General features: G+C 72.8%; 16 protein-coding genes. 6 read left to right on the top strand and 10 right to left on the bottom strand.

Going from position 1 to position 20,466, the window contains the following annotated elements; genetic code table 11:
- Nucleotides 1-2,609 (top strand): AAA family ATPase (locus NOD94_RS15785; protein ID WP_281206555.1); only part of this gene is annotated, 2,609 nt, incomplete at its 5' end.
- 64 nt (nt 2,610-2,673) lie between these two features.
- Here the strand turns inward: NOD94_RS15785 and NOD94_RS15780 are convergent.
- The 3 genes from NOD94_RS15780 to panB form a co-directional block, all read right to left on the bottom strand.
- On the bottom strand, nt 2,674-3,528 hold the full coding sequence (locus NOD94_RS15780; RefSeq protein ID WP_281206554.1) for an ABC transporter permease: 855 nt from the start codon (nt 3,526-3,528) through the stop codon (nt 2,674-2,676).
- On the bottom strand, nt 3,525-4,556 hold the full coding sequence (locus NOD94_RS15775) for an ATP-binding cassette domain-containing protein (protein WP_281206553.1): 1,032 nt from the start codon (nt 4,554-4,556) through the stop codon (nt 3,525-3,527). The genes NOD94_RS15780 and NOD94_RS15775 overlap by 4 nt, the downstream gene beginning before the upstream one ends.
- Nucleotides 4,557-4,655: 99 nt before the next feature.
- Nucleotides 4,656-5,534 carry a 3-methyl-2-oxobutanoate hydroxymethyltransferase gene (panB, locus tag NOD94_RS15770; protein ID WP_281206552.1) on the bottom strand — a complete coding sequence of 293 codons (879 nt, stop codon included), beginning with the start codon at nt 5,532-5,534 and terminating at the stop codon, nt 4,656-4,658.
- A gap of 287 nt (nt 5,535-5,821) precedes the next feature.
- On the opposite strand from panB, the gene NOD94_RS15765 reads away from it, so the two are divergent.
- On the top strand, nt 5,822-6,850 hold the full coding sequence (locus tag NOD94_RS15765; protein WP_281206551.1) for an endonuclease/exonuclease/phosphatase family protein: 1,029 nt from the start codon (nt 5,822-5,824) through the stop codon (nt 6,848-6,850).
- A gap of 36 nt (nt 6,851-6,886) precedes the next feature.
- On the opposite strand, the gene NOD94_RS15760 is transcribed toward NOD94_RS15765, so the two are convergent.
- Both NOD94_RS15760 and NOD94_RS15755 read right to left on the bottom strand, forming a co-directional pair.
- Nucleotides 6,887-8,641, bottom strand: coding sequence for an NAD+ synthase (locus tag NOD94_RS15760; protein WP_281206550.1), 1,755 nt, complete (start codon nt 8,639-8,641; stop codon nt 6,887-6,889).
- Between the two features lie 66 nt (nt 8,642-8,707).
- Complete coding sequence (locus NOD94_RS15755; RefSeq protein ID WP_281206549.1) at nt 8,708-10,216, bottom strand: hypothetical protein; 1,509 nt, start codon at nt 10,214-10,216, stop codon at nt 8,708-8,710.
- A gap of 331 nt (nt 10,217-10,547) precedes the next feature.
- Here NOD94_RS15755 and NOD94_RS15750 point away from each other — a divergent pair, with 331 nt between their 5' ends.
- Both NOD94_RS15750 and NOD94_RS15745 read left to right on the top strand, forming a co-directional pair.
- Nucleotides 10,548-11,258, top strand: coding sequence for a DUF998 domain-containing protein (locus NOD94_RS15750; protein WP_281206548.1), 711 nt, complete (start codon nt 10,548-10,550; stop codon nt 11,256-11,258).
- The gene (locus NOD94_RS15745) at nt 11,255-12,160 is read left to right on the top strand and encodes an alpha/beta fold hydrolase (protein ID WP_281206547.1); all 906 of its coding nucleotides are present in this window, start codon (nt 11,255-11,257) and stop codon (nt 12,158-12,160) included. The genes NOD94_RS15750 and NOD94_RS15745 overlap by 4 nt, the downstream gene beginning before the upstream one ends.
- A gap of 5 nt (nt 12,161-12,165) precedes the next feature.
- On the opposite strand, the gene NOD94_RS15740 is transcribed toward NOD94_RS15745, so the two are convergent.
- From NOD94_RS15740 to NOD94_RS15725, 4 genes are all read right to left on the bottom strand, one after another.
- Nucleotides 12,166-12,585 (bottom strand): CBS domain-containing protein, encoded by a 420-nt coding sequence (locus NOD94_RS15740; RefSeq protein ID WP_281206546.1) that lies wholly within the window; start codon nt 12,583-12,585, stop codon nt 12,166-12,168.
- 175 nt (nt 12,586-12,760) lie between these two features.
- Nucleotides 12,761-13,456, bottom strand: a complete 696-nt coding sequence (locus NOD94_RS15735) for a DUF305 domain-containing protein (protein ID WP_281206545.1) — start codon at nt 13,454-13,456, stop codon at nt 12,761-12,763.
- Nucleotides 13,453-14,115 (bottom strand): DUF3105 domain-containing protein, encoded by a 663-nt coding sequence (locus NOD94_RS15730; protein WP_281206544.1) that lies wholly within the window; start codon nt 14,113-14,115, stop codon nt 13,453-13,455. Before NOD94_RS15730 ends, NOD94_RS15735 begins: the two co-directional genes overlap by 4 nt.
- 74 nt (nt 14,116-14,189) lie before the next feature.
- The gene (locus NOD94_RS15725) at nt 14,190-14,567 is read right to left on the bottom strand and encodes a hypothetical protein (RefSeq protein WP_281206543.1); all 378 of its coding nucleotides are present in this window, start codon (nt 14,565-14,567) and stop codon (nt 14,190-14,192) included.
- Nucleotides 14,568-14,741: 174 nt separating this feature from the next.
- Here NOD94_RS15725 and glnA point away from each other — a divergent pair, with 174 nt between their 5' ends.
- Nucleotides 14,742-16,103, top strand: a complete 1,362-nt coding sequence (glnA, locus tag NOD94_RS15720) for a type I glutamate--ammonia ligase (protein WP_073914665.1) — start codon at nt 14,742-14,744, stop codon at nt 16,101-16,103.
- 857 nt (nt 16,104-16,960) lie between these two features.
- The gene (locus tag NOD94_RS15715; protein ID WP_281206542.1) at nt 16,961-18,223 is read left to right on the top strand and encodes a Gfo/Idh/MocA family oxidoreductase; all 1,263 of its coding nucleotides are present in this window, start codon (nt 16,961-16,963) and stop codon (nt 18,221-18,223) included.
- Between the two features lie 28 nt (nt 18,224-18,251).
- Here the strand turns inward: NOD94_RS15715 and NOD94_RS15710 are convergent, their stop codons facing one another.
- Nucleotides 18,252-20,324, bottom strand: a complete 2,073-nt coding sequence (locus NOD94_RS15710; protein WP_281206541.1) for a PIG-L family deacetylase — start codon at nt 20,322-20,324, stop codon at nt 18,252-18,254.
- Nucleotides 20,325-20,466: the final 142 nt, after the last annotated feature.

The following is a 20,466-nucleotide window of genomic DNA, read 5'->3' as shown; positions in this document are numbered from 1 at the left end:
ACTCCCGCCGCCCCGCGCCGGCATCCGCCCCGGGAAACCTCCGCGCCCGCCTCACCACCTTCGTCGGCCGCGAGGACGACATCCGGGTCATCGGCGAGGACCTCGCCCGCGCCCGGCTCGTGACCCTGCTCGGCCCCGGTGGCGCCGGCAAGACCCGCCTGTCCCAGGAAGCCGCCGAGGCACACGCCGACCGGGCACACGCCGACCGGGCCCGCGCCGAAGGGACACCGGCCGACGGGGCGCACGTCGCCGACGCCTGGACCGACGGTGTGTGGCTCGTCGAGCTGGCCCCCGTGGACGACCCCGAGGACGTGGCCGAAGCCGTCCTCGCCGCCCTCGGAGCCCGCGAGACCAAGCTCCGAGGCGCCGCCGCCGAGGAGATCCGGGCCCTGACCGACCGGGCCGGCGACGACCCCCTCGACCGGCTCACCGAACACTGCGCACGCCGCCGGATGCTGCTGCTCCTCGACAACTGCGAGCACGTCATCGGCGCCGCCGCCGAACTCGCCGAACGGCTCCTCACGCACTGCCCCGGCGTGCAGATCCTGGCCACCAGCCGGGAACCCCTCGGCGTACCGGGGGAGACCCTGCGCCCGGTGGAACCCCTGCCAGACCCGGTCGCGCTCCGGCTCCTCGGTGACCGCGGGGCCGCCGCCAGACCCGGCTTCAGCCCGGCGGACGACCCGGTCGCCGCCGCCGAGATCTGCCGCCGCCTGGACGGCCTGCCGCTCGCCATCGAACTGGCCGCCGCCCGACTGCGGCTGCTCACCCCGCGCCAGATCGCCGACCGACTCGACGACCGCTTCCGGCTCCTGACCGGCGGCGCCCGTACGGTCCTGCCCCGCCAACAGACCCTGCGCGCCGTCGTCGACTGGTCGTGGGACCTCCTCGACGAAGCCGAACGCACCGTGCTGCGCCGGCTGTCCGTCTTCGCCGGCGGCTGCGACCTCGCCGCCGCCGAGACCGTCTGCGCGCACGGCACCCTCGACATCGCGGACACCCTCGGTTCCCTCGTCGACAAGTCCCTCGTCGTCGCGACCCCCGGCCCCGACGGCTCCGGCATGCGCTACCGCCTCCTGGAGACCGTCGGCGAGTACGCCGCCGAACGCCTCGCCGAGGTACCGGGGGACCTCCACGACACCGGGCACCGCCACCTCGTCCACTACCGCGAACTCGCCCGCACCACCGAACCCCTGCTCCGCGGGCACGGCCAGCGCGCGGCCGCCGACCGGCTGGCCACCGAGTACGAGAACGTGCGCACCGCCCTGCGCCGGGCCATCGCCGGCCGCGACGCGGACGAGGCGCTGTGCCTGATCCACTCGCTGGGCTGGTACTGGCACATGCACGACCTGCGCGCCGAGTCCCGGCACTGGACCGAGGCGGCCGCGGCGCTCGGCCCCGACCCCTTCGCCCCGCCCGTGGTGCCCGCCGAGCCCGTCCACGAGCGGCTCGTCGACTCGCCGCCGCCCTATTCAGGCGAACTCCTCACCGAGGCCTGGCGCGCCGTCCACCTGGTCCGGCTGGCCGCCCGGGACCAGACCAACGACACCTGGAACAGTCCGGACGTCCGGGCCCAGATCGATGGGGTGCTCACCGCCTACCGGCCCGGCCTGCCGCAGACCTGCCGCACCCCCAGCTCCCTGTGGATCTACGCGGTCATGATCTCGGGCGACCCCGGGCTGCTCAAGGAGGTCGTGGACTCGACCGTCACCACCGCCCGCGCGCTCGGCTACCGCTGGGAACTGGCCTCCGCGCTCCAACTGCGCGCCAACGTCCTGGCCAACCGCGCCGACTGGGCCGGCGACGCCGCCCGCGACGCCGACGAGAGCCTGGCGCTGTTCCGCGACCTCGGCGACGCCTGGGGGTGCGCCGAAGCGCTGTCGGCGCGCGCCGAATCACTGGAGAAGCGCGGCGAGTACGGCCCGGCCACCCGGGACTACCGCGAGGCCATCGCCTATGCCGAACGCCTCGGCGCCAAGGCCCAGGTGGCGGTGCTGCGCGTCCGGATGTCCGGGACGCTCTCCGAGAGCGGCCGGCACGAGGAGGCCGAGCAGATCCTCAAGGACGTCATGGCCACGGTCCAGCAGTACGGCAACGAGGCCCTGCCCGCGGCCCGGATGTTCCTCGCGGGCATCCTCGGCCGCACCGGGCGCACCACCGAGGCCCGGGAGCAGCTCCAGCTCCTGCGCGACGAGTTCGCGTTCGGCGCGTTCGCCGTCTTCGACGGCTTCCTGCTCGGCACGATGGCCTGGCTGGACAACCAGGAGGGCCGCTACGAGGAGGCCCTGGACCGGATCCGTCATGCCATGGAGTCCGTCCAGGACCCGATGGCGCTGCTGGTGGCCCCGCAGATGCCCGCCGTCTACCTGATGACCGCCGGCCTCTCCCTGGCCCTGCTCGGCGGCGACCGGCGGACGCGCGACGCCGCCCGGCTGCTCGGGGCCTACCGGGCCCTGCTGCCCGTAGGGCACTTCCCCGTGTCGACCGAACGGGAGGACTCCGCCCGCGCCGAGGAACTGGCACGGGCGGCGCTGGGTGACGCGGCGTACGAGGCGGCGTACGCCGAAGGCGGCGGCCTCACCCTGGAGGAGGCCACCGCCCTGTTCTGATCCGGGCCCGGGTCGGGGGCCCGTCCGGGACGCGATCCGAACGGACCGTTGCGACCCGGCCGGATCAGGTCTTCTGGCGGAACTTGCGGACGGCCAGCGGCATGGTGACCGCGGTGATGGCGACCGACCAGGCCAGCGTCATCCACACCGAGTCGCCGACCGGAGTGCCGTTGATCAGGGCACGGGCGGCGTCGGCCAGGTTGGACAGCGGGTTGTAGTCGGTGAAGCTCTGCAGCCAGCCGGGCATCGTCGCGGGCTTCGCGAAGATCGAGCTGCCGAACTGCAGGGGCATCAGGACCAGCATCGCCATGCCCTGGACGGCCTGCGCGGTCTTCATCGTGAGACCCAGCAGGATGAAGATCCACATCAGCGAGGCGCCGAAGACGACCGACAGGCCGATGGCGAAGAACAGGTCCAGGATCGAGCCGTCGATCGACAGGCCGAGGATGAAGCCGACGCAGAGCAGGATCGTGATGGCGATCAGCATCCGGCCGATCTCGACGACGATCTTCGCGAGGAGGACGGACGACCGGGCGATCGGCATGGACCGGAAGCGGTCCATCACGCCCTTCTTGAAGTCGTCGTTGACGCCGGTGCCCACCGCCATGGCGATGTTCATCCCCATCATGGCCATCAGGCCCGGGACCAGGTAGCTGACGTAGGCGCCCTGGTTGCCCTTGCCGGAGACCGCGCCGCCGAAGACGAACACGAACAGCAGCGTGAAGATGATCGGCATGAACAGGACGTCGAACATCGACTCGGGGTCCTGCTTGATCTGGAGGGCGTTGCGGCGCACCAGGGCGCCGATGTGCCGCAGGTTCGCCCGCAGGCCGATCCGGCCCTCGCCGGACGCCGCGACCGCCGGAGCCGGGAGGGGCGCGGTGTCGGCGGGCTGCTTCGTCGTGGTTACGGTGCTCATGCCGCGACCTCCTGATTCCGCTCGGTGTTCTCGGTGGCGACGGGGTCCCCGGAGGAGGACGGCTTCTGCCCGGTGATGGACAGGAACACCTCGTCGAGGCTGGGCAGGTACGTGCCGAGGTCGGCGATCGCGTACCCGCGGGCGGCCAGCAGCCCGACCACGGCGGTCAGCTGCTCGTCGCTCAGGATGGGGACCAGCAGCGCGCCCTCGTCCGGCACGGCCTGCGAACCGGCGATGCCGTCCAGCCCGGCCTCCGCGAGGGAACGGGCCATGCCCGGCAGGTCGGACGGGTCCACGGGACGGACCCGCAGGGTGCGGCCGCCCACGCGCGCCTTCAGCTCGTCGACCTTGCCGTTGGCGATGACCTTGCCGCGGTCGATGACCGTCAGCTCACTGGCGAGCTGCTCGGCCTCCTCCATGTACTGCGTGGTCAGCAGGACGGTCGCGCCCTCGGCGACCAGCCGCTGGACCTCGTCCCACACCTCGTTGCGGGTGCGGGGGTCGAGACCGGTGGTCGGCTCGTCCAGGTAGAGGACGGCCGGGTTGCCGATCAGCGACGCCGCGAGGTCGAGCCGGCGGCGCATGCCGCCGGAGTAGTTCATGGCGGCCTTCTTCGCCGCCTCGGTCAGGGAGAACCGCTCCAGCATCTCGTCCGCGCGCAGCCGGGCGTCCTTGCGGGACAGGTCCAGCAGCCGGCCGATCATGTAGAGGTTCTCCCAGCCGGAGAGCTTCTCGTCGACCGAGGCGTACTGCCCGGTCAGGCCGATGGTCCGGCGCAGCTGGCGGGGCTGGCGGACCACGTCGTAGCCGGCGACCCGCGCCGTTCCGGCGTCCGGGACGACCAGGGTGGACAGGCAGCGCACCAGGGTGGTCTTGCCCGCGCCGTTGGGGCCGAGGACCCCGAGGACGGTGCCCTCGCGGACATCGAGGTCGACACCGTCGAGGGCCTTGGTCTCGCCGTAGTGCTTGACCAGACCCCGCACTTCCACGGCGTTGGGATGGTTGTCGTTTCGCGTCATGCCCACCATGGGACCATCCGCCACTGACAAAGCCCCTACAGGCTTCCGACAGGCGGGCGACGGCCCGCCGACATCCGTGTCGGCGGGCCGTCGGCGGCGGGCCCGGTTCTAGTGGAAGGCGTGCTCCGCCTGCGGGAACGATCCGCCGACGACGTCCTCGGCGAAGGCCTTCGCCGCGTCACCCATCGTCTTGCGGAGGTTGGCGTACTGCTTCACGAAGCGCGGCATCTTCCCGCCGGTCAGGCCCATCATGTCGGTCCACACCAGCACCTGCGCGTCGCACTCCGAGCCGGCGCCGATGCCGACGGTCGGGATGTGCAGGGACCGGGTGACCTCGGCGGCCAGCTCGGCCGGGACCAGCTCCAGGACCACCGCGAAGGCACCCGCGTCCTGCGCGGCCTTCGCGTCGCGCAGCAACTGGTGCGCGGCCTCGTCGGTGCGGCCCTGCACCCGGTAGCCCATGGCGTTCACGGACTGCGGGGTCAGACCCAGGTGCGACATGACGGGGATGCCGGACTGGACGATCAGCTCGGTCTGGGGCAGCGAACGCTCGCCGCCCTCCAGCTTGACCGCCCCGACCCCGGCCTCCTTGACCAGCCGGGTCGCGCTGCGCAGCGCCTGCACGGCGCCTTCCTGGTACGAGCCGAACGGCAGGTCGCCGACGATCAGGGCCCGGCTGGTGCCCCGTACGACGGCCGCCGACAGCAGGGTCATCTCGTCCATCGTCACGGGGACGGTGGTCTCGTAGCCGAGGTGACAGTTGCCCATCGAGTCGCCGACGAGCATGACCGGGATGCCGGCCTCGTCGAACACGGACGCGGTCATCGCGTCGTAGGCGGTGAGCATGGGCCACTTCTCGCCGCGTTCCTTGGCGAGGGTGAGGTCGCGGACGGTGATGCGGCGGGTGCCCGCGCCCCCGTACAGGGTCGGAGAGGCTTCGCGGGCAGGCGAAACGGCATGCGACATTGCAACTGCTCCTTGTGTCATCTCGAGGCGCCCTCACGGCGTCCCCGGACTCACCCACCATGGTGGCACCCGTCCGCCCCACGACGGAAGTGCCACGGAGGGCGGCGGTTGACCGGTCCGTCACACTCCTGCTCCGGCTCAGGGCGCGCCCGAGCCAATGTGCGCGTTTCGTGACAAGCGGAACCCTTGCCGCACGGCCGTTCGTCCCTCCGGTTGTATGGCCGCACAGGACGGCACCGAAGGCTCCGCGCATCGCCTAGGGTCAAGGGGCGGGGACGGAGCGCGAGCACGGCAGCGAGGACATGGGCATGGCACAGGCGTACATGACGGAGACGGGGAACGGCGGCTCCGAGCCGGGGCCCTCGCGAACCGGTCTGCGGCGCCGGCTGGCCGGACTGAGGCACGACCGGGGCATCTGGAAGCGCGGCATCGTGACCGCCTCACTGGCCGCGCTGACCTCGCTGGTCATGATCCTGCACGCGGAGCTGCCGAACGACGTCGGCAACCTGGGCAGCCTCACCGAGACCTTCCTGCCCTGGCTGGGCCTGATGGTGCCGGTGCTGCTGGTCACGGCGGTGATCCGCAAGTCGGCCACCGCGCTGATCTCGATACTGCTGACCACCGTGGTCTGGGCGAACCTCTTCGGCGGCCTGGTCACCGACAAGTCGGGCGCGGGCGGCAACCTGATGGTCGCCACGCACAACGTCGACGCCGACAACCTCGACCCGCTCGGCACCGCCGAGTCCGTGTCGAAGTCCAAGGCCGACGTGCTGGCGCTGACCGAGCTCAAGGCGAGCGCCGTCCCGATCTACGAGAAGGCGCTGGCGGACACGTACAAGTACCACGCCGTCGAGGGCACCGTCGGGGTGTGGAGCAAGTACCCGCTGACCTCCAGCAAGCCCGTCGACATCCGCCTCGGCTGGGTCCGGGCCATGCGCACCACCGTGGCCGGCCCCACGGGCGCGATCGGCGTCTACGTCGCCCACCTCCCCTCGGTACGGGTCAAGCTCAACGCCGGTTTCACCGCGAACCAGCGCGACAACAGCGCCGACGCGCTGGGCGCGGCGCTCGCCGCCGAACCCCTGCGGAAGGTCATCCTGCTCGGTGACCTCAACGGCACCATGAACGACCGGGCCCTGTCCGAGGTCACCTCGCAGATGCGTTCCACGCAGGGCGCGGCGGGCGACGGCTTCGGCTTCAGCTGGCCCGCGCAGTTCCCGATGGCCCGCATCGACCAGATCATGGTGCGCGGCATCAAGCCGGAGGCCTCCTGGACCCTGCCGCGCACGGGCAGCGACCACCTGCCCGTCGCCGCCCGCCTCACCGTCAGGCCTTAGCCGCGAGCGCCACGGCTCCGGTCGGCCCGGCCGCCCTTACGCCCGTTCGCGCCAGCCGTTCGTGATGGGCAGTCGGCGGTCCTTGCCGAAGCCCTTCGCGGAGATCTTCGTACCCGGCGGGTACTGGCGGCGCTTGTACTCCGCCGTGTCGACCATGCGCAGGGTCCTGGCGACCAGCTCGCGGTCGAAGCCGGCCGCGACGATGGCGTCGACCCCCTGATCGCGGTCCACGTACAGGGCCAGGATCGCGTCCAGCACCGGATAGTCCGGCAGGGAGTCCGTGTCCACCTGGCCCGGGCGCAGCTCGGCGCTCGGCGGCTTCACGATCGAGTTCTCCGGGATCGGCGGGATCTCGCCGCGCTCGAAGGCGGCCCGGTTGCGGTACCGGGCGAGACGGAAGACGTCCGACTTGTAGACGTCCTTGATCGGGCCGTACGCGCCGACGGAGTCCCCGTAGAGGGTGGAGTAGCCGACCGCCAGCTCGGACTTGTTGCCCGGCGCCAGCACGATGTGGCCCTCCTGGTTGGAGACCGCCATCAGCATGGTGCCGCGCAGCCGGGACTGGAGGTTCTCCTCCGCCAGCCCGGTCAGGCCCAGCGAACCCATGTAGGCGTCGAACATGGGCTCGATCGGCACGGTCCGGAAGTTCAGTCCGGTCCGTTCGGCGAGTCCGGCCGCGTCGCCCCGGGAGTGGTCCGAGGAGTACTTCGACGGCATCGAGATGCCGTACACGTTCTGCGCGCCGACCGCGTCACAGGCGATGGCGGCGACGAGCGCGGAGTCGATGCCGCCCGACAGGCCGATCAGGACGGACTGGAAGCCGTTCTTCCTGACGTAGGCGCGCAGGCCCACGACGAGCGCGTCGTAGATCTCCTCGTCGTCGTCCAGCCGCTCGGCGTAGCCGCCGGGGACGACGGGCTCGTACGGCTCCACCGGCTCCTCGGAAAGGACGACGCGGTCGATCCGCAGGCCGTCGTCGACGATGCCCTCGGGTGCGTCCGGCGAGGCGGCCGGGAGGTCCAGGTCGACCAGCACGCAGCCCTCGGAGAACTGCGGGGCGCGGGCGACGACCTCGCCGGAGGCGTCCACGACGATCGAGTCGCCGTCGAAGACCAGCTCGTCCTGGCCGCCCATCATGGCGACGTAGGCGAGGGTGCAGCCGGCCTCCTGGGCCCGCTTGCGGACCAGTTCCAGGCGCACGTCGTCCTTGTTGCGCTCGTACGGGGAGGCGTTGACGGAGATCAGCAACCCGGCCCCGGCGGAGCGGGTGGCCGGGACGCGGCCGCCGTCCTGCCAGAGGTCCTCGCAGATGGCCAGGGCGACGTCGATGCCCCGGACCCGGACGACCGGCTGGGTGTTGCCCGGCACGAAGTACCGGAACTCGTCGAAGACGCCGTAGTTGGGGAGGTGGTGCTTGGCGAAGCGCAGCACCACCCGGCCGCCGTGCAGGACGGCGGCCGCGTTCTCCGGGGAACCGGCGGGCTTGCCGAGGCGGGGCACGGCCTGCTCGGTGCGGTCGAGGTAGCCGACGACCACCGGCAGCTCGCCGAGGCCCTCCGCCGCGAGGCGCTCCGCGAGTTCGCGGAGCGCCTCGCGGGAGGCCTCGACGAAGGAGCCGCGCAGGGCGAGGTCCTCGACGGGGTACCCGGTCAGCACCATCTCCGGGAACGCCACCAGGTGAGCGCCCTGCTCGGCGGAGTGCCGGGTCCAGTGGACGATCGAGTCCGCATTGGCGTCGATGTTGCCGACGTGCGAGTCGATCTGATTCAGAGCGAGACGAAGTTGAGGCACGCGACCCAGTCTAATCGTCTTTCTGACGCGATGTCCTGTGGTCGGGGCATCCGGGCCCTGTCGGCGTCAGCCGATCGGGCCGCTGAACTTCGCGTCCGGCAGCAGGATGCCGGGGGAGATCTCGGCGTCTATGTGCGTTGCGCCCTCGGGAATCTCGTAGGCGATCGTGCCGGTCGCGGACTGGCCGGGCTGGATGGTGCCCTCGACGTGCTGCGGCATCCGGACGTCGTAGACGACCTCGCCCTCGTTGCCCTTCTCGTCCCTGATGTCGGGCACCGCGTAGATGACCTCGTGCGGCTTGTCCGTGGAGTTGGTGATGGTGAGCGTCAGCTGCACCGCGTTGCCGACCTTGATCACCTTGCTCTTGGTGACGTACTTCTTCGGCGACGACAGGCTCACCTTGATGCCGCTCGGGTACGAGTACGTCTGGCCGAACGCCAGCGGGGTGCTCCTGCCCGGGCCCTCGTCGGTGGTCGTGGGCGGCAGGCTGTACGTCGGGCCGCCCGACGGCATGGTGAAGGGCTCGTCCTCCTCCCAGTCCTCGTCGATGCTCTCGGCCGAGCTCCGGACCACGGCCACGGTGAGGAACCCGCCGCCGACGGAGGTCAGGACGCTGACCACGCCCAGGATCGTGCCGGCGAGTGCCATGCCCTTGCGGGCGGCGCCGTGCCGGGCGGCGGCCATGGCGCCGATGCCCATGCCGAGAGCGGTGAGGCCGACGAGGGTGCCGAGCCAGAAGAAGAAGGGGGCGAGGGTCGCCGGGATCGCGATGATGCCGAGGGTCAGGGCGGCGACGGCGAGTCCGTTGGTGGCCGGGGCGGGCGCCGGGTAGCCGGCATAGCCGGGCTGGCCGGGGTAGCCGGGCTGGCCGGGGTAGGCGGGGTGTCCGGGGTGGGCGGGGTGGCCGGGGTGGGCGGGCTGCCCGGGGTAGCCGGTGGTGGGGCCGGTCGGGGCTCCCCAGGCGTTGGCCGGTACGCCGTGACCGCCGGCCGGCGGCGGGGGCGGCATGAGGGGCGCGAACCCTCCGGGGGCGGGAGGCGCGAACGGGTTGTGCTCGGCGGGGGCGGCGGGCGGCGTGGGGGCTCCCGCCGCCGTGGGGGCGCCGAAGCCGCCCGCGGGCGGTTCCACGGGCGCGGGGGTCGGGGGAGCGACCGGGGGAGCGTCGGGGCCGAAGTGGTTGTGCAGCGTCGGCGTCGGCATCGGTGTCGGTATCGCAGGGGCCGCCGGAGTCGCCGGTGCGGTCGGCGGTGCGTCCTGCGGGGTCTTGCTGAGCGACGTGGCCGGTGCGGTCGGCGGTGCGTCCTGCGGGGTCTTGCTGAGCGACGTGGCCGGCGCGGCCGGGGGCGCGTCCTGCGGGGTCTTGCTGAGCGACGTGGCCGGTGCGGTCGGCGGTGCGTCCTGCGGGGTCTTGCTCAGCGACGTCGCCGGGGTCGCCGGGGGTGCGTCGGGCGGCGTGGGCTCGGCGGAGGGGGGCTTCGACAGGGACGTCCGAGCGGGGGTCCCGGGTATGGGCGTCCCCTCGGGCTCCGACGGCGGGCCGACGGAGTCGCTGGGCGGGTTCGGTGGCGTGCTCATACCGGGGCGTCCTTGTGCGGTGGGCGGGCGAGGGGCGTGCGCCAGCCTGCCACGACGGGGCGGCCCCACAAACCGACTTCGCGCCTCCGACATGGCGACCCCGGGCGGGTATCGACCGACTTCGCCCGGTCCGTGGCGATCACCCCGCCACGCCACGGACCGCCGTGCCGGGTGTCGCCACCCGGCACGGCCCCGCCCCGGCCGTGGCGATCGCCACTCGCGGTACGGGCACCCCGGTGGGCACTCGAACGTCCTACCTCCCGTGGGCCCGGTCGGCCCGGTGGTTCCGACCGGGGGACCGGACCCGGATCTGCTTAGGATTAGTCACACTATGCGTACAAATGGCAGCAACGGCCCCTCCGTACGGAGCGCCTGGCCCGTCGCCACCCTGATCGGTCTCGGCGCCGCCGCCTACACCGCCTGGGTGCTGGAGGTCGTCCTCTCGACCGGCCTCAACCCCATCGAGACGTACGTCAGCGAGCTCGCCGCGCAGGACCAGCCCCTCGGCGGCCTGTTCCGCGCCACCGACTTCACCGCGGGCGTCCTCGTCCTCCTCGGCGGACTCATCGCCCTGGCCCGCCTGGTCCGGTACCCCGAGTCCCGACGCCCCTGGGCGGTCATCGGCTGGGCCGGCGTCACCCTCTTCGGCGCGGCCACCGCCGCCGACGCCTGGCTGCCGCTCAGTTGCGCGCCCACCGTGGACCCCGAATGCGCGGCCCGCGAGACCGCCGGACTGGTTCCCGCCACCCATCAGGCCCATGCCGTCAGCAGCAGCCTCGCCATGACCGGCGCCCTCACCGGCATAGTCGCCCTCACCATCGCCGCCCGCCGCTACGGCTGGTTCGCCCCGCTCGCCCGCTACGGCCCCGCCCTCGTCGTCCTGGAACTCCTCGCCACCGCCTGGACCCTGACCGCCATCGCGATGTTCACCGCCGGTCACGGCACCTGGGCCCTGGGAGCCGGCCAGCGGCTCCAGGTGCTGCTCGTGGCCCTCTGGCTGGGGCTGCTCGCCCATTCCGTCCACCGGGAGCGCCGGACGTGAGCGGCGGCGCCGGACGCTTCGTACGCGTCGACGGGGTCCCGCTGCACGTCGTCGTCGAGGGCCGGGGGCCGGTGTGCGTGCTGGCCGCCGGGCTGGCCATGGCCTGGTTCGACTGGGACCCGGTGGCCCGGCTCCTCGCCGACCGGGGCCGCACCGTCGTCCGCTTCGACCGGCCCGGACACGGACTGAGCGGGCCCGCCGCGGAACCCGCGACCGCCGCCGGCGAGGCCCACCGGATCGCCGCCCTCCTCGACGCCCTCGGCCCGGTCTCCGACCCCGGGCCCGTCACCGTCGTCGGGCACTCCATCGCGGGGTTCCACGCCGAGGCCTTCGCCCGCCTGTACCCCGAGCGCACCGCGGCCGTCGTCCTCCTCGACTCCAGCGTCGAGGAGCATCCCCGCGCGCTGCTGCCCGCCGCGCTGCGCACCGGCGCGGCCCGTGCCCTCGGCCGTGCGGTGACCGCCGCCGGACTTCCCGCCGCGCTCGGCCCGGCCGCCCGCCGCCTGGTCGTACGGACCTCCCGGACCGGCGGCGGCGACCCGGCCCCGCAGGACCTCGTACGCCGCTGCTACCGCACCGGCCGCGTCTGGCGCGGGGCGCTGCTGGAGAACTCCCGCTACCCGGACACGGCCGCCGAGGTGGCCGCCCTGCGCGGTACGCACCCCCTGGAGGCGCCCGCCACCGTCATGGTGGGCCACGGCGGCGGCACGGGGCGCACGGCACGGCGCTGGCTCGCGCGGCAGGAAGCCCTGGCCGAGTTGCTCGACGCCCGCTTCGAGGTGGCCGAACCGTCCGGGCACCTGGTCATGCTGGACCGCCCGCACCAGGTGGCACGGGCGGTCCTGGAGGCCGCCGCGCGACCCCGTGGGGGTCGTACGCAGGCCGGCCGGCCGCTTGCGTAGGCCCGTCAGCCGCGGGCGTAGACCTGCTCCGCCCAGTCGGCTATCTGCTTGTCCGAGAGGTGCCGGGCCAGGTCGGCCTCGCTGATCATGCCGACCAGCTTCTTGTCCCTGATCACGGGCAGCCGCTTGATCTGGTGGCTCTGCATCTCCTCCAGCACCTCGGAGACGTCCGCGCCCGCGTCGATCCAGCGCGGCGTGCCCTTGGCCATGTCGCCCGCCGTGATCTTCGACGGGTCGTGCCCCATGGCCACGCAGCCCACCACGATGTCGCGGTCGGTGAGGATGCCGCAGAGCCGTTCCTCGGCGTCACTGATGGGCAGCGCGCCCACGTTGAGGCGGCTCATGAGCTGAGCGGCCCGGTCCAGGGTCTCGGTGGCGGAAATCCACTGGGCCCCGGGGTGCATGATCTCTCCGGCGGTGGTCATCGTGAGAACCTCCTGAGCACGCCGTCGCGGCGGGCGCGGACGCGTCCGTCCCGGCGTCCCCATCCTCGTTCGCCCGTTCGGAGTACGCGACTCCACGGGGCGGGCGCCGGCGCCCGCACGCGTGGGAGGACGGGCCTCCTCACCCGTACGGGCGCTCGTGGACGGGCCGCGCGCATCAGCCGCGCGGCGCCGCCCCGCGCTGTTTCAGCATGTCCGCCATCAGGGTGAGCTCGGACTGCTGGGCCTCCACCATCCCCTGGGCCAGTGTCCGCTCCGCCGGGGTCTGGCACTGGCGCGCACAGCCCTCCGCCATCGCGACGCCGCCCTTGTGGTGGTCGGTCATCAGCTGGAGGTAGAGCACCTCGGCGTCCCGGCCGCCGGCGGCGCCGAGCCGCGTCAGCTCCTCCTTGGTGGCCATGCCCGGCATGATCGCCCCGGATCCGGTGGATCCGGTGGACCCCGTGGGTGGCGCGGCGTGCCCGGAGTGCGCGCCGTGCCCCGCGCCCCCGGACGTGCCCGTCGTCCCCATCCAGGACATCGGAGGCTCGTCGGCCATCACCTTCGGCAACTCCCACAGGTCCAGCCAGCCCAGCAGCATGCCGCGCTGGTTGGCCTGGGTGTTGGCGATGTCGTAGGCGAGGGTGCGGACCGCCTCGTCCTGCGTGCGGTCGCGGACGATGAACGACATCTCCACCGCCTGCTGGTGGTGCACCGCCATGTCGCGCGCGAAGCCCGCGTCCGGGGAGTGCGGCCCCGGGGTGCGGGCCGCGTCGCCGCCGCCCGAGCCGCTCGCGGTGGCGACCGTGGCCCCGACCGCGAACAGCACGGCCAGGACGACGGCCGCGCCCGCGGCCCAGTACGTACGGCTCACTTGCCGGTCAGCCCGTTCGTGCAGGCCGCGCCCGGCTCGGGGGTCTGCGCGCCCATCACGTACTTGGTGAAGAACTGCTCGACGCGGGGGTCGGCCGCGCTCTCCACCGTCACCTGCTTGCCCCACGCGCTGAGCATGATCGCGCCGGTCTGCTCCTTGACCGGGCTCATCAGCGTGTACGGCGTCTTGCTCACCTTCCCGGAGAGCTTGTCCAGGTCGCCCTTGGGGGCCTTCTCGTTGTACGTCACCCAGACCGCGCCGTGCTCCAGGGAGTGGACGGCGTTCACCTCGGGGACCGGCTCCGTGTAGACGTCACCGTTGCAGTTCATCCAGCGCGGGTGGTGGTCCCCGCCGACGGGCGGGTTCATCTCGTACTTCACCGGCGTCTCGACGTGGTTGCGGCCGAGCTTCTTCGCGTCCCACTCCTGTTCGCCGCTGACCGGGTTCTTGACGGCCGCGGCCTTGGCCTTCGCGGCCGCCTCGTCCTTCTGCTTCTGGTCGATCAGCACCCACGCGCCGAAGCCGACGAGCCCGGCGACGATCGCCGTCGAGGCCGTGATGGCGATGATCTTGTTACGCCGGTCGCGTGCTTTGTCGGCGCGGCGCATCTCGGCTATGCGCGTCTGGCGGGAGTGCTGGTCGGACGTCCTGCTGGCCATGTGCCCTGGTTCCTTCTGGTGAGGGGGGTGTCGGGGTCGAGCCTGTGGTGCGGTGCGGTGCGGAGCGGGACCCGTCAGGTCCGCAGCACTTGCAGGGCGTGCAGGTCGGGCGCGCGGGCGAGCGTCCCGGGAGGGCGGACCGGCCCCGCCGGCGCCGTACGGGGGGCAACGTCGGACCCGGCCCCCGCGAGCGCCGCCGCGGGCGGCGGGGCCGGCAGCACGGCCGGTGTCACGTGGGACAGCGGCGAGCAGCCCGGCAGGTCGTACGGGGACACGCAGACGGCGTGCGCGGACTGCGTCCGTACGGGATCCGGGACGTGCGCGTCGGCGGGCCGCACGCACAGGAAGGCCATCCCGGCCGCCACCCCGAAGGCGATCAGCAGCAGGACGGCAGCGCGGCGCACGGGCGGACGCCCGCGGTCCCCGCCCCTGATGTGCTCCCCGGCCCCCATGGGCGCCGATGGTAATGCTCATGACCGGCCCGCGGTCAGTGCGGGGTGTCATCACCTTTCGGGGGTGCGTAATGTGGCGGAAACCACCGCCGGCGATACTGGGCCGGCCCGACTGTGCCCACCCGCTCCTCGGGGCGGTGGTGCACAGGCCGTCTGAACTGCGAGGATGAAGCCATGGACAAGCAGCAGGAATTCGTCCTCCGGACGCTTGAGGAGCGCGACATCCGCTTCGTGCGCCTGTGGTTCACCGACGTACTGGGCTTTCTGAAGTCCGTCGCGGTCGCACCCGCCGAGCTGGAGCAGGCCTTCGACGAAGGCATCGGTTTCGACGGCTCCGCGATCGAGGGCTTCGCCCGGGTCTACGAGTCCGACATGATCGCCAAGCCGGACCCGAGCACGTTCCAGATACTGCCGTGGCGCGCCGAGGCCCCCGGGACCGCCCGGATGTTCTGCGACATCCTCATGCCGGACGGCTCCCCGTCGTTCGCGGACCCCCGCTACGTCCTCAAGCGCATCCTCGCCAAGACCTCCGACCTGGGCTTCACCTTCTACACCCACCCGGAGATCGAGTTCTTCCTGCTGAAGGACAAGCCGCTGGACGGGTCCCGCCCGGTTCCCGCCGACAACTCCGGCTACTTCGACCACACCCCGCAGAACGTCGGCATGGACTTCCGCCGGCAGGCGATCACCATGCTCGAATCGATGGGGATCTCGGTCGAGTTCAGCCACCACGAGGGCGCGCCCGGCCAGCAGGAGATCGACCTCCGCTACGCCGACGCCCTCTCGACGGCCGACAACATCATGACCTTCCGCCTCGTCATGAAGCAGGTCGCCCTCGAACAGGGCGTCCAGGCCACCTTCATGCCGAAGCCGTTCTCGGAGTACCCGGGCTCGGGCATGCACACCCACCTCTCCCTCTTCGAGGGCGACCGCAACGCCTTCTACGAGTCGGGCGCCGAGTACCAGCTCTCGAAGGTCGGCCGCTCCTTCATCGCGGGCCTGCTGCGCCACGCGGCGGAGACGGCGGCGGTCACCAACCAGTGGGTCAACTCGTACAAGCGCATCTGGGGCGGTTCCTCCCGCACCGCCGGCTCGGGCGGCGAGGCCCCCTCGTACATCTGCTGGGGCCACAACAACCGCTCGGCCCTGATCCGCGTCCCGATGTACAAGCCGGGCAAGACGGGCTCCTCGCGCGTCGAGGTCCGCTCGATCGACTCCGGCGCGAACCCGTACCTGACGTACGCCGTCCTCCTCGCGGCGGGCCTCAAGGGCATCGAGGAGGGCTACGAACTCCCGGCGGGAGCCGACGACGACGTCTGGGCCCTCTCCGACGCCGAACGCCGCGCGATGGGCATCGAACCCCTCCCGCAGAACCTCGGCGAGGCCATCTCCCTGATGGAACGCAGCGAACTGGTCGCCGAAACCCTCGGCGAGCACGTCTTCGACTTCTTCCTCCGCAACAAGAAGCAGGAGTGGGAGGAGTACCGGAGCGAGGTCACCGCCTTCGAACTCCGCAAGATGATGCCGGTGCTGTAACCGCCGGTCAGCGCCATTGCGCGCACGCTCCACCCTTCGGGCCGACGGTCGATGACCGCCGGCCCGAAGCCGTTCCACGCCCCCCGGGCCATCGGTGGGCCGCCTCCTGACCATGGGCCGGACCCTTCGGGGGCGGAGCCCCGGGGGCCTGTTGGTTCTCAGCCGGTGGCGTGGGGCGACAGCGTGGTGGACGCGGCGTCGTGATCCGCGCAAGCGGCCCACCAACTGTCACCGCCGGCGTCGCCTACCCGCACGCTCCACACCGCTGGGCGGCGGCAGGGAGCCCCCTGGGGCCTGTCGTCAAACTCCCGTCTGCCTCGCGGCGGCCGGCACGCGCTCCCGCCGCACCGGGCGAAAGCCCGAGTACGTCCGGTACGCGGGCTTCCGCCCGGCACGCCGGGAGCACGCACCGGACGCCGCGAGGCCGCCCTCCGGGCGACGACGGGAGTTTGACGACAGGCCCCAGGTGCACTCGCCCCGTGCGGAAGCCGTGCCGGCGCCGTGGTTGCCGGCTGCCCACGGGCGTTTCTCTCGGAGTTCCATGGCGGACATTGAAGCGGAGCCACGTGCGACCCCGCCGCCGAACGAGCAGATCCCCCGAGCTGTCCGAGGACCGTCGGCCCCGGGCGGAGTGTGATGTGGGGCCCGGTGTGACCCCCGGGGCAGGCATGCCGCAGTGTCGCCCGTTCCGCGAGGGGCCGGTCCGCGCGGGGAGTTGACTGCGCGGCGGTGGGAGTGCCGCAATGGGAAGGGGAGTCGGTGCCCCCCGGTGTTCGTACCGGAGGGTCCGGCGTCGGCTTCCCGGGTGCGGGCGTCGTCCGTGCGGGCGGTGGGACGGGAGCGGGAAAGGTGCTTCGATGATCACTCTTGCCGTGGTCGGTGCCGGGGAGCGGGGAACGGGATACGCGGCCTGGGCGTTGGCGCATCCCGGGCGGGCCCGGGTCGTGGCGGTTGCCGAGCCCCGCGAGGTCCGGCGGGAGCGGCTCGTCGCCGCGCACGGGCTGGAGCCGGACGCGGCGGTCGACGACTGGCGGGTACTGGCCGCCCGTGGGCGGATCGCGGACGCGGTGCTCGTCTGCACGCTGGACCGCGACCACCTGGAGCCCGTGATCGCGTTCGCCGCGCTCGGCTACCACATCCTGCTGGAGAAGCCGATGGCGCTGACGGAGGCCGACTGCCGGCGCATCGTCGCCGCCGTGGAGGAGTCCGGGGTGATCCTCGCGGTCGGACACGTCCTGCGCTACACCCCCTACACGCAGGCCCTGAAGCGCGTGGTCGACTCCGGCCGACTCGGGGAGGTCGTCAGCGTGCAGCACCTCGAACCGGTCGGGTTCTGGCACCAGGCGCACTCGTTCGTCCGGGGCAACTGGCGCCGGGAGGACGAGGCGACGTCCATGATCATGGCGAAGTCCTGCCACGATCTGGACTGGTTGCAGTACGTGCTCGGGCAGCCGCCGGTACGCGTTTCCAGCTTCGGCCGGCTCTCCCACTTCCACGCCGGGAACAGGCCCGCGGGCGCCGCCGACCGCTGCCTGGACTGTTCGGTGGAGGCCACGTGCGCCTATTCCGCCCCGCGGGACTACGGAGACCGGCTCGCCGCGGGCAGGCACGGATGGCCGCTGAGCGTGGTGGTCGACGAGTTCACCCCGCAGGCCCTGGAGACGGCGCTGCGCGAGGGGCCGTACGGCCGGTGCGTGTACGCCTGCGACAACGACGTGGTCGACCATCAGGTGGTGGCCATGGAGTTCGGCTCCGGGGCCACGGCCACCTTCACCATGACCGCGTTCACCGAACAGGCCGACCGCCGAACCCGCGTCTTCGGGACCCGCGCCGAACTGCGGGGCGACGGCCGGCGGGTGCGGGTGTACGACTTCCTGACCCGCCGCGAGGAGAGCGTCGAGGTCGGTGTCGAGGGGACGGCGGACGCGGGCGGCGGGCACGGCGGCGGTGACGCCGCGCTGATGGCCGCCTTCGTCGCCTCCGTGGCCGCGGGCGACCCCGCCCTCGTGAAGTCCGGGCCGAGGGAGTCCCTCACCAGCCACCTGACGGTCCTGGCGGCCGAACGCGCACGCCGGAGCGGCACCGTCGAGACGGTGGGTCCGCCGGACGGCGCGTCCTGAGGGCCTGCCGTCGAACTCCATCGGTGCGTCAGGCGTTCGGCAACGGCGGTGCGACCGCCGGGCGCCAGATGGGGGTGGGGCCGGCGGTGGCCGTGTGGATCAGGGCGTCGAGGCCGAGGACCGCCGTCGTGACGCCGCCGCCGGCCTCCTGGACGGCCGCGGGGGCGCCCGCGTAGAGCATGCGGGACTCGGTCCAGGCGGGCGGCCCGCCCAGCGGGGCGGCGGCGATGGTGCCGGTGTCGGCGCGGCCCGTGACGAGGCGGCCCGCCACGCCGACCGCTCCGTAACCGGCCCGGCCACCGGCCTCCGTGAGGGCGGACACCTGCGGGGCGGCGGTGCCCGCGGTGACCAGCGCGCTGCGGACGACGCCCGAGTCGGGGCGTCGGAACCAGAGGCGGACGCCCGCGCCGTCCGGGGTCGCCGTGAGGGGGACCGTGGTGGCGGGGAGCCCGGTGGGGAAGGGGCCGGCGAGCGGGCCGCCGGCGGTGGGCTGGGTCCAGGCGAGGACGGACCTGGCGGTGCTGGCGTAGACGTGCCGGCGTCCGGCCGCGTCCACCACGGCCACCGGGTCGCTCTGCAGGTCCTCGCCGCCCAGGCGCTGCCAGTCGGTGAAGCCGCCCGAGGGCTGCTGGGTGCTCGCGCGCAGGGTGCGGCGGGTGTCGCGGAGGTAGACGGTGAGCCGGCCCGCCGGGTCGACGGCGGCGGCCGGGGCGCTGATCGCCGAGGTGCCGGCCTCGTCGCCCGTCTCGGGGGTGCCGAGCGACTGCCACGCCGCGAACGGTCCGTCGGGGACGGTCTGGACGGCGAGGACGACCTCGCGCCGGTAGTCGGCGGGCCCGGGCCCCAGCGTGGTGCGCGTGGCGAGGACCGCGATGCGGCCGTCGGGCAGGCGGGCCGTGGTGGCGCCCGGGTCGATGCCGGTTCCGGGGAGCAGGGCGGGGCCCGTCCAGGCGCCGGCACGGTCGCGGTTCCAGACGGCCATCCGGCCGTCCAGCGCGGTGAAGGCCCAGAGCCGGCCGGGAGTGCCCTCGGTCAGCCAGGAGGTGGTGTCGGCGCGGGCGTAGCGCAGTGACTGGGCCCAGTTGCGGCCGGTGGGGCTGCCCGCCACCTTGCGGTCGCCGCATCCCGACGGGCTGCCGCAGTGGTCCGTGCGGTCCTGCCATGCGTAGGTCCGCAGGTAGCCGGTCTTCGTCTCGGCCGTCTGCGGGTCCAGCGAGTGGGGCAGGGCGCCGTTGTGGTAGCCGAGGTAGCTCTGCACGGAGAAGCGGGGGCGGTCCGTGACCCGCTCCGCGTACGCCGCGGTGGCGGCCTGCACGAAGCGGGCGCCGTACATGTGGTCCTGGTGGTCGGTGTACTTGCCGGTGTGTTCGTACCGGCCGGGCGTCGGGTCCTGCATCCGTATCGTCGTCGGCCGGTACTGCTCCAGGACCCCGGCTATCGCTTGTATCGCCTGGTCCTTGGTGTACGTGAACGGCTGCTTGACGGGGGTGCCCGAGGCCAGTTGGGCTTCGAGCGCGGGTATGTCCCCGTTCCACAGGCCGCGCAGGCTGTCCGGGTTCTTCCCGGCCGGGCTGCGCGCCTCGCGCAGTTGGAGCCACACGAGGTGGATCTCGGGCCGGGCGACGAGGACGTCGAGCTCGGCCTGCCCGCCGCCCGCCGTCGGTACGACCGTGCGCTTCCACGCGCTGGTGCGGTCGCCGGTGGCCATCTGGGCGTAGGCGGAGCGGATGCCGTTCTGCCTGGCCTCCGCGTAGTGGGTGCGGTCGGCCGGCTGCTCCGGGTCCTTGGCCTCGCCGCCGCGGGCCTCGTTGCGGCCGTCGGCCTCGCCCGAGGTGAGGTAGGCGGTGGTGACCCTGGTCCCGGCCGTGAGGGACCGGCTGAGGTCGGGGTTCATGAAGAACAGGTCGTCGTCGGGGTGGGCGACGATCTGCACCACCGTTCCGGCCGTGGTGCTCGCGGGGAGGACGGGGAGCGCGTCCCGCGCGTCGGTCGCCTCGGCCGAGGTCTGTTGGCCCGAGGCGACGGCGAGCACACCGGTGGCGCCCACGGTGAGCATGGGCAACACGGCCGCGAGGAGGAAGCGGCGGCGGGAAACGGGCATCGGTCAACGCCTTGAGGTCGTTCCGGGGCGGGAAGAACCGCTGTTCGGTCACTGAGAGGCCAAATCGGGGGACTTGGTTCACCGATTTCGCCGATGACGTCTGCTTTCCGAAAACGACCGGGTGCGATTGTGCCTGTTGGGG

It is taken from the genome of Streptomyces sp. Isolate_45 (assembly GCF_024721315.2).
Classification (GTDB): Bacteria; Actinomycetota; Actinomycetes; order Streptomycetales; family Streptomycetaceae; genus Streptomyces.
Note: the sequence above shows the minus strand (reverse complement) of the source record. Positions and strands in the feature narration are given on the sequence as shown.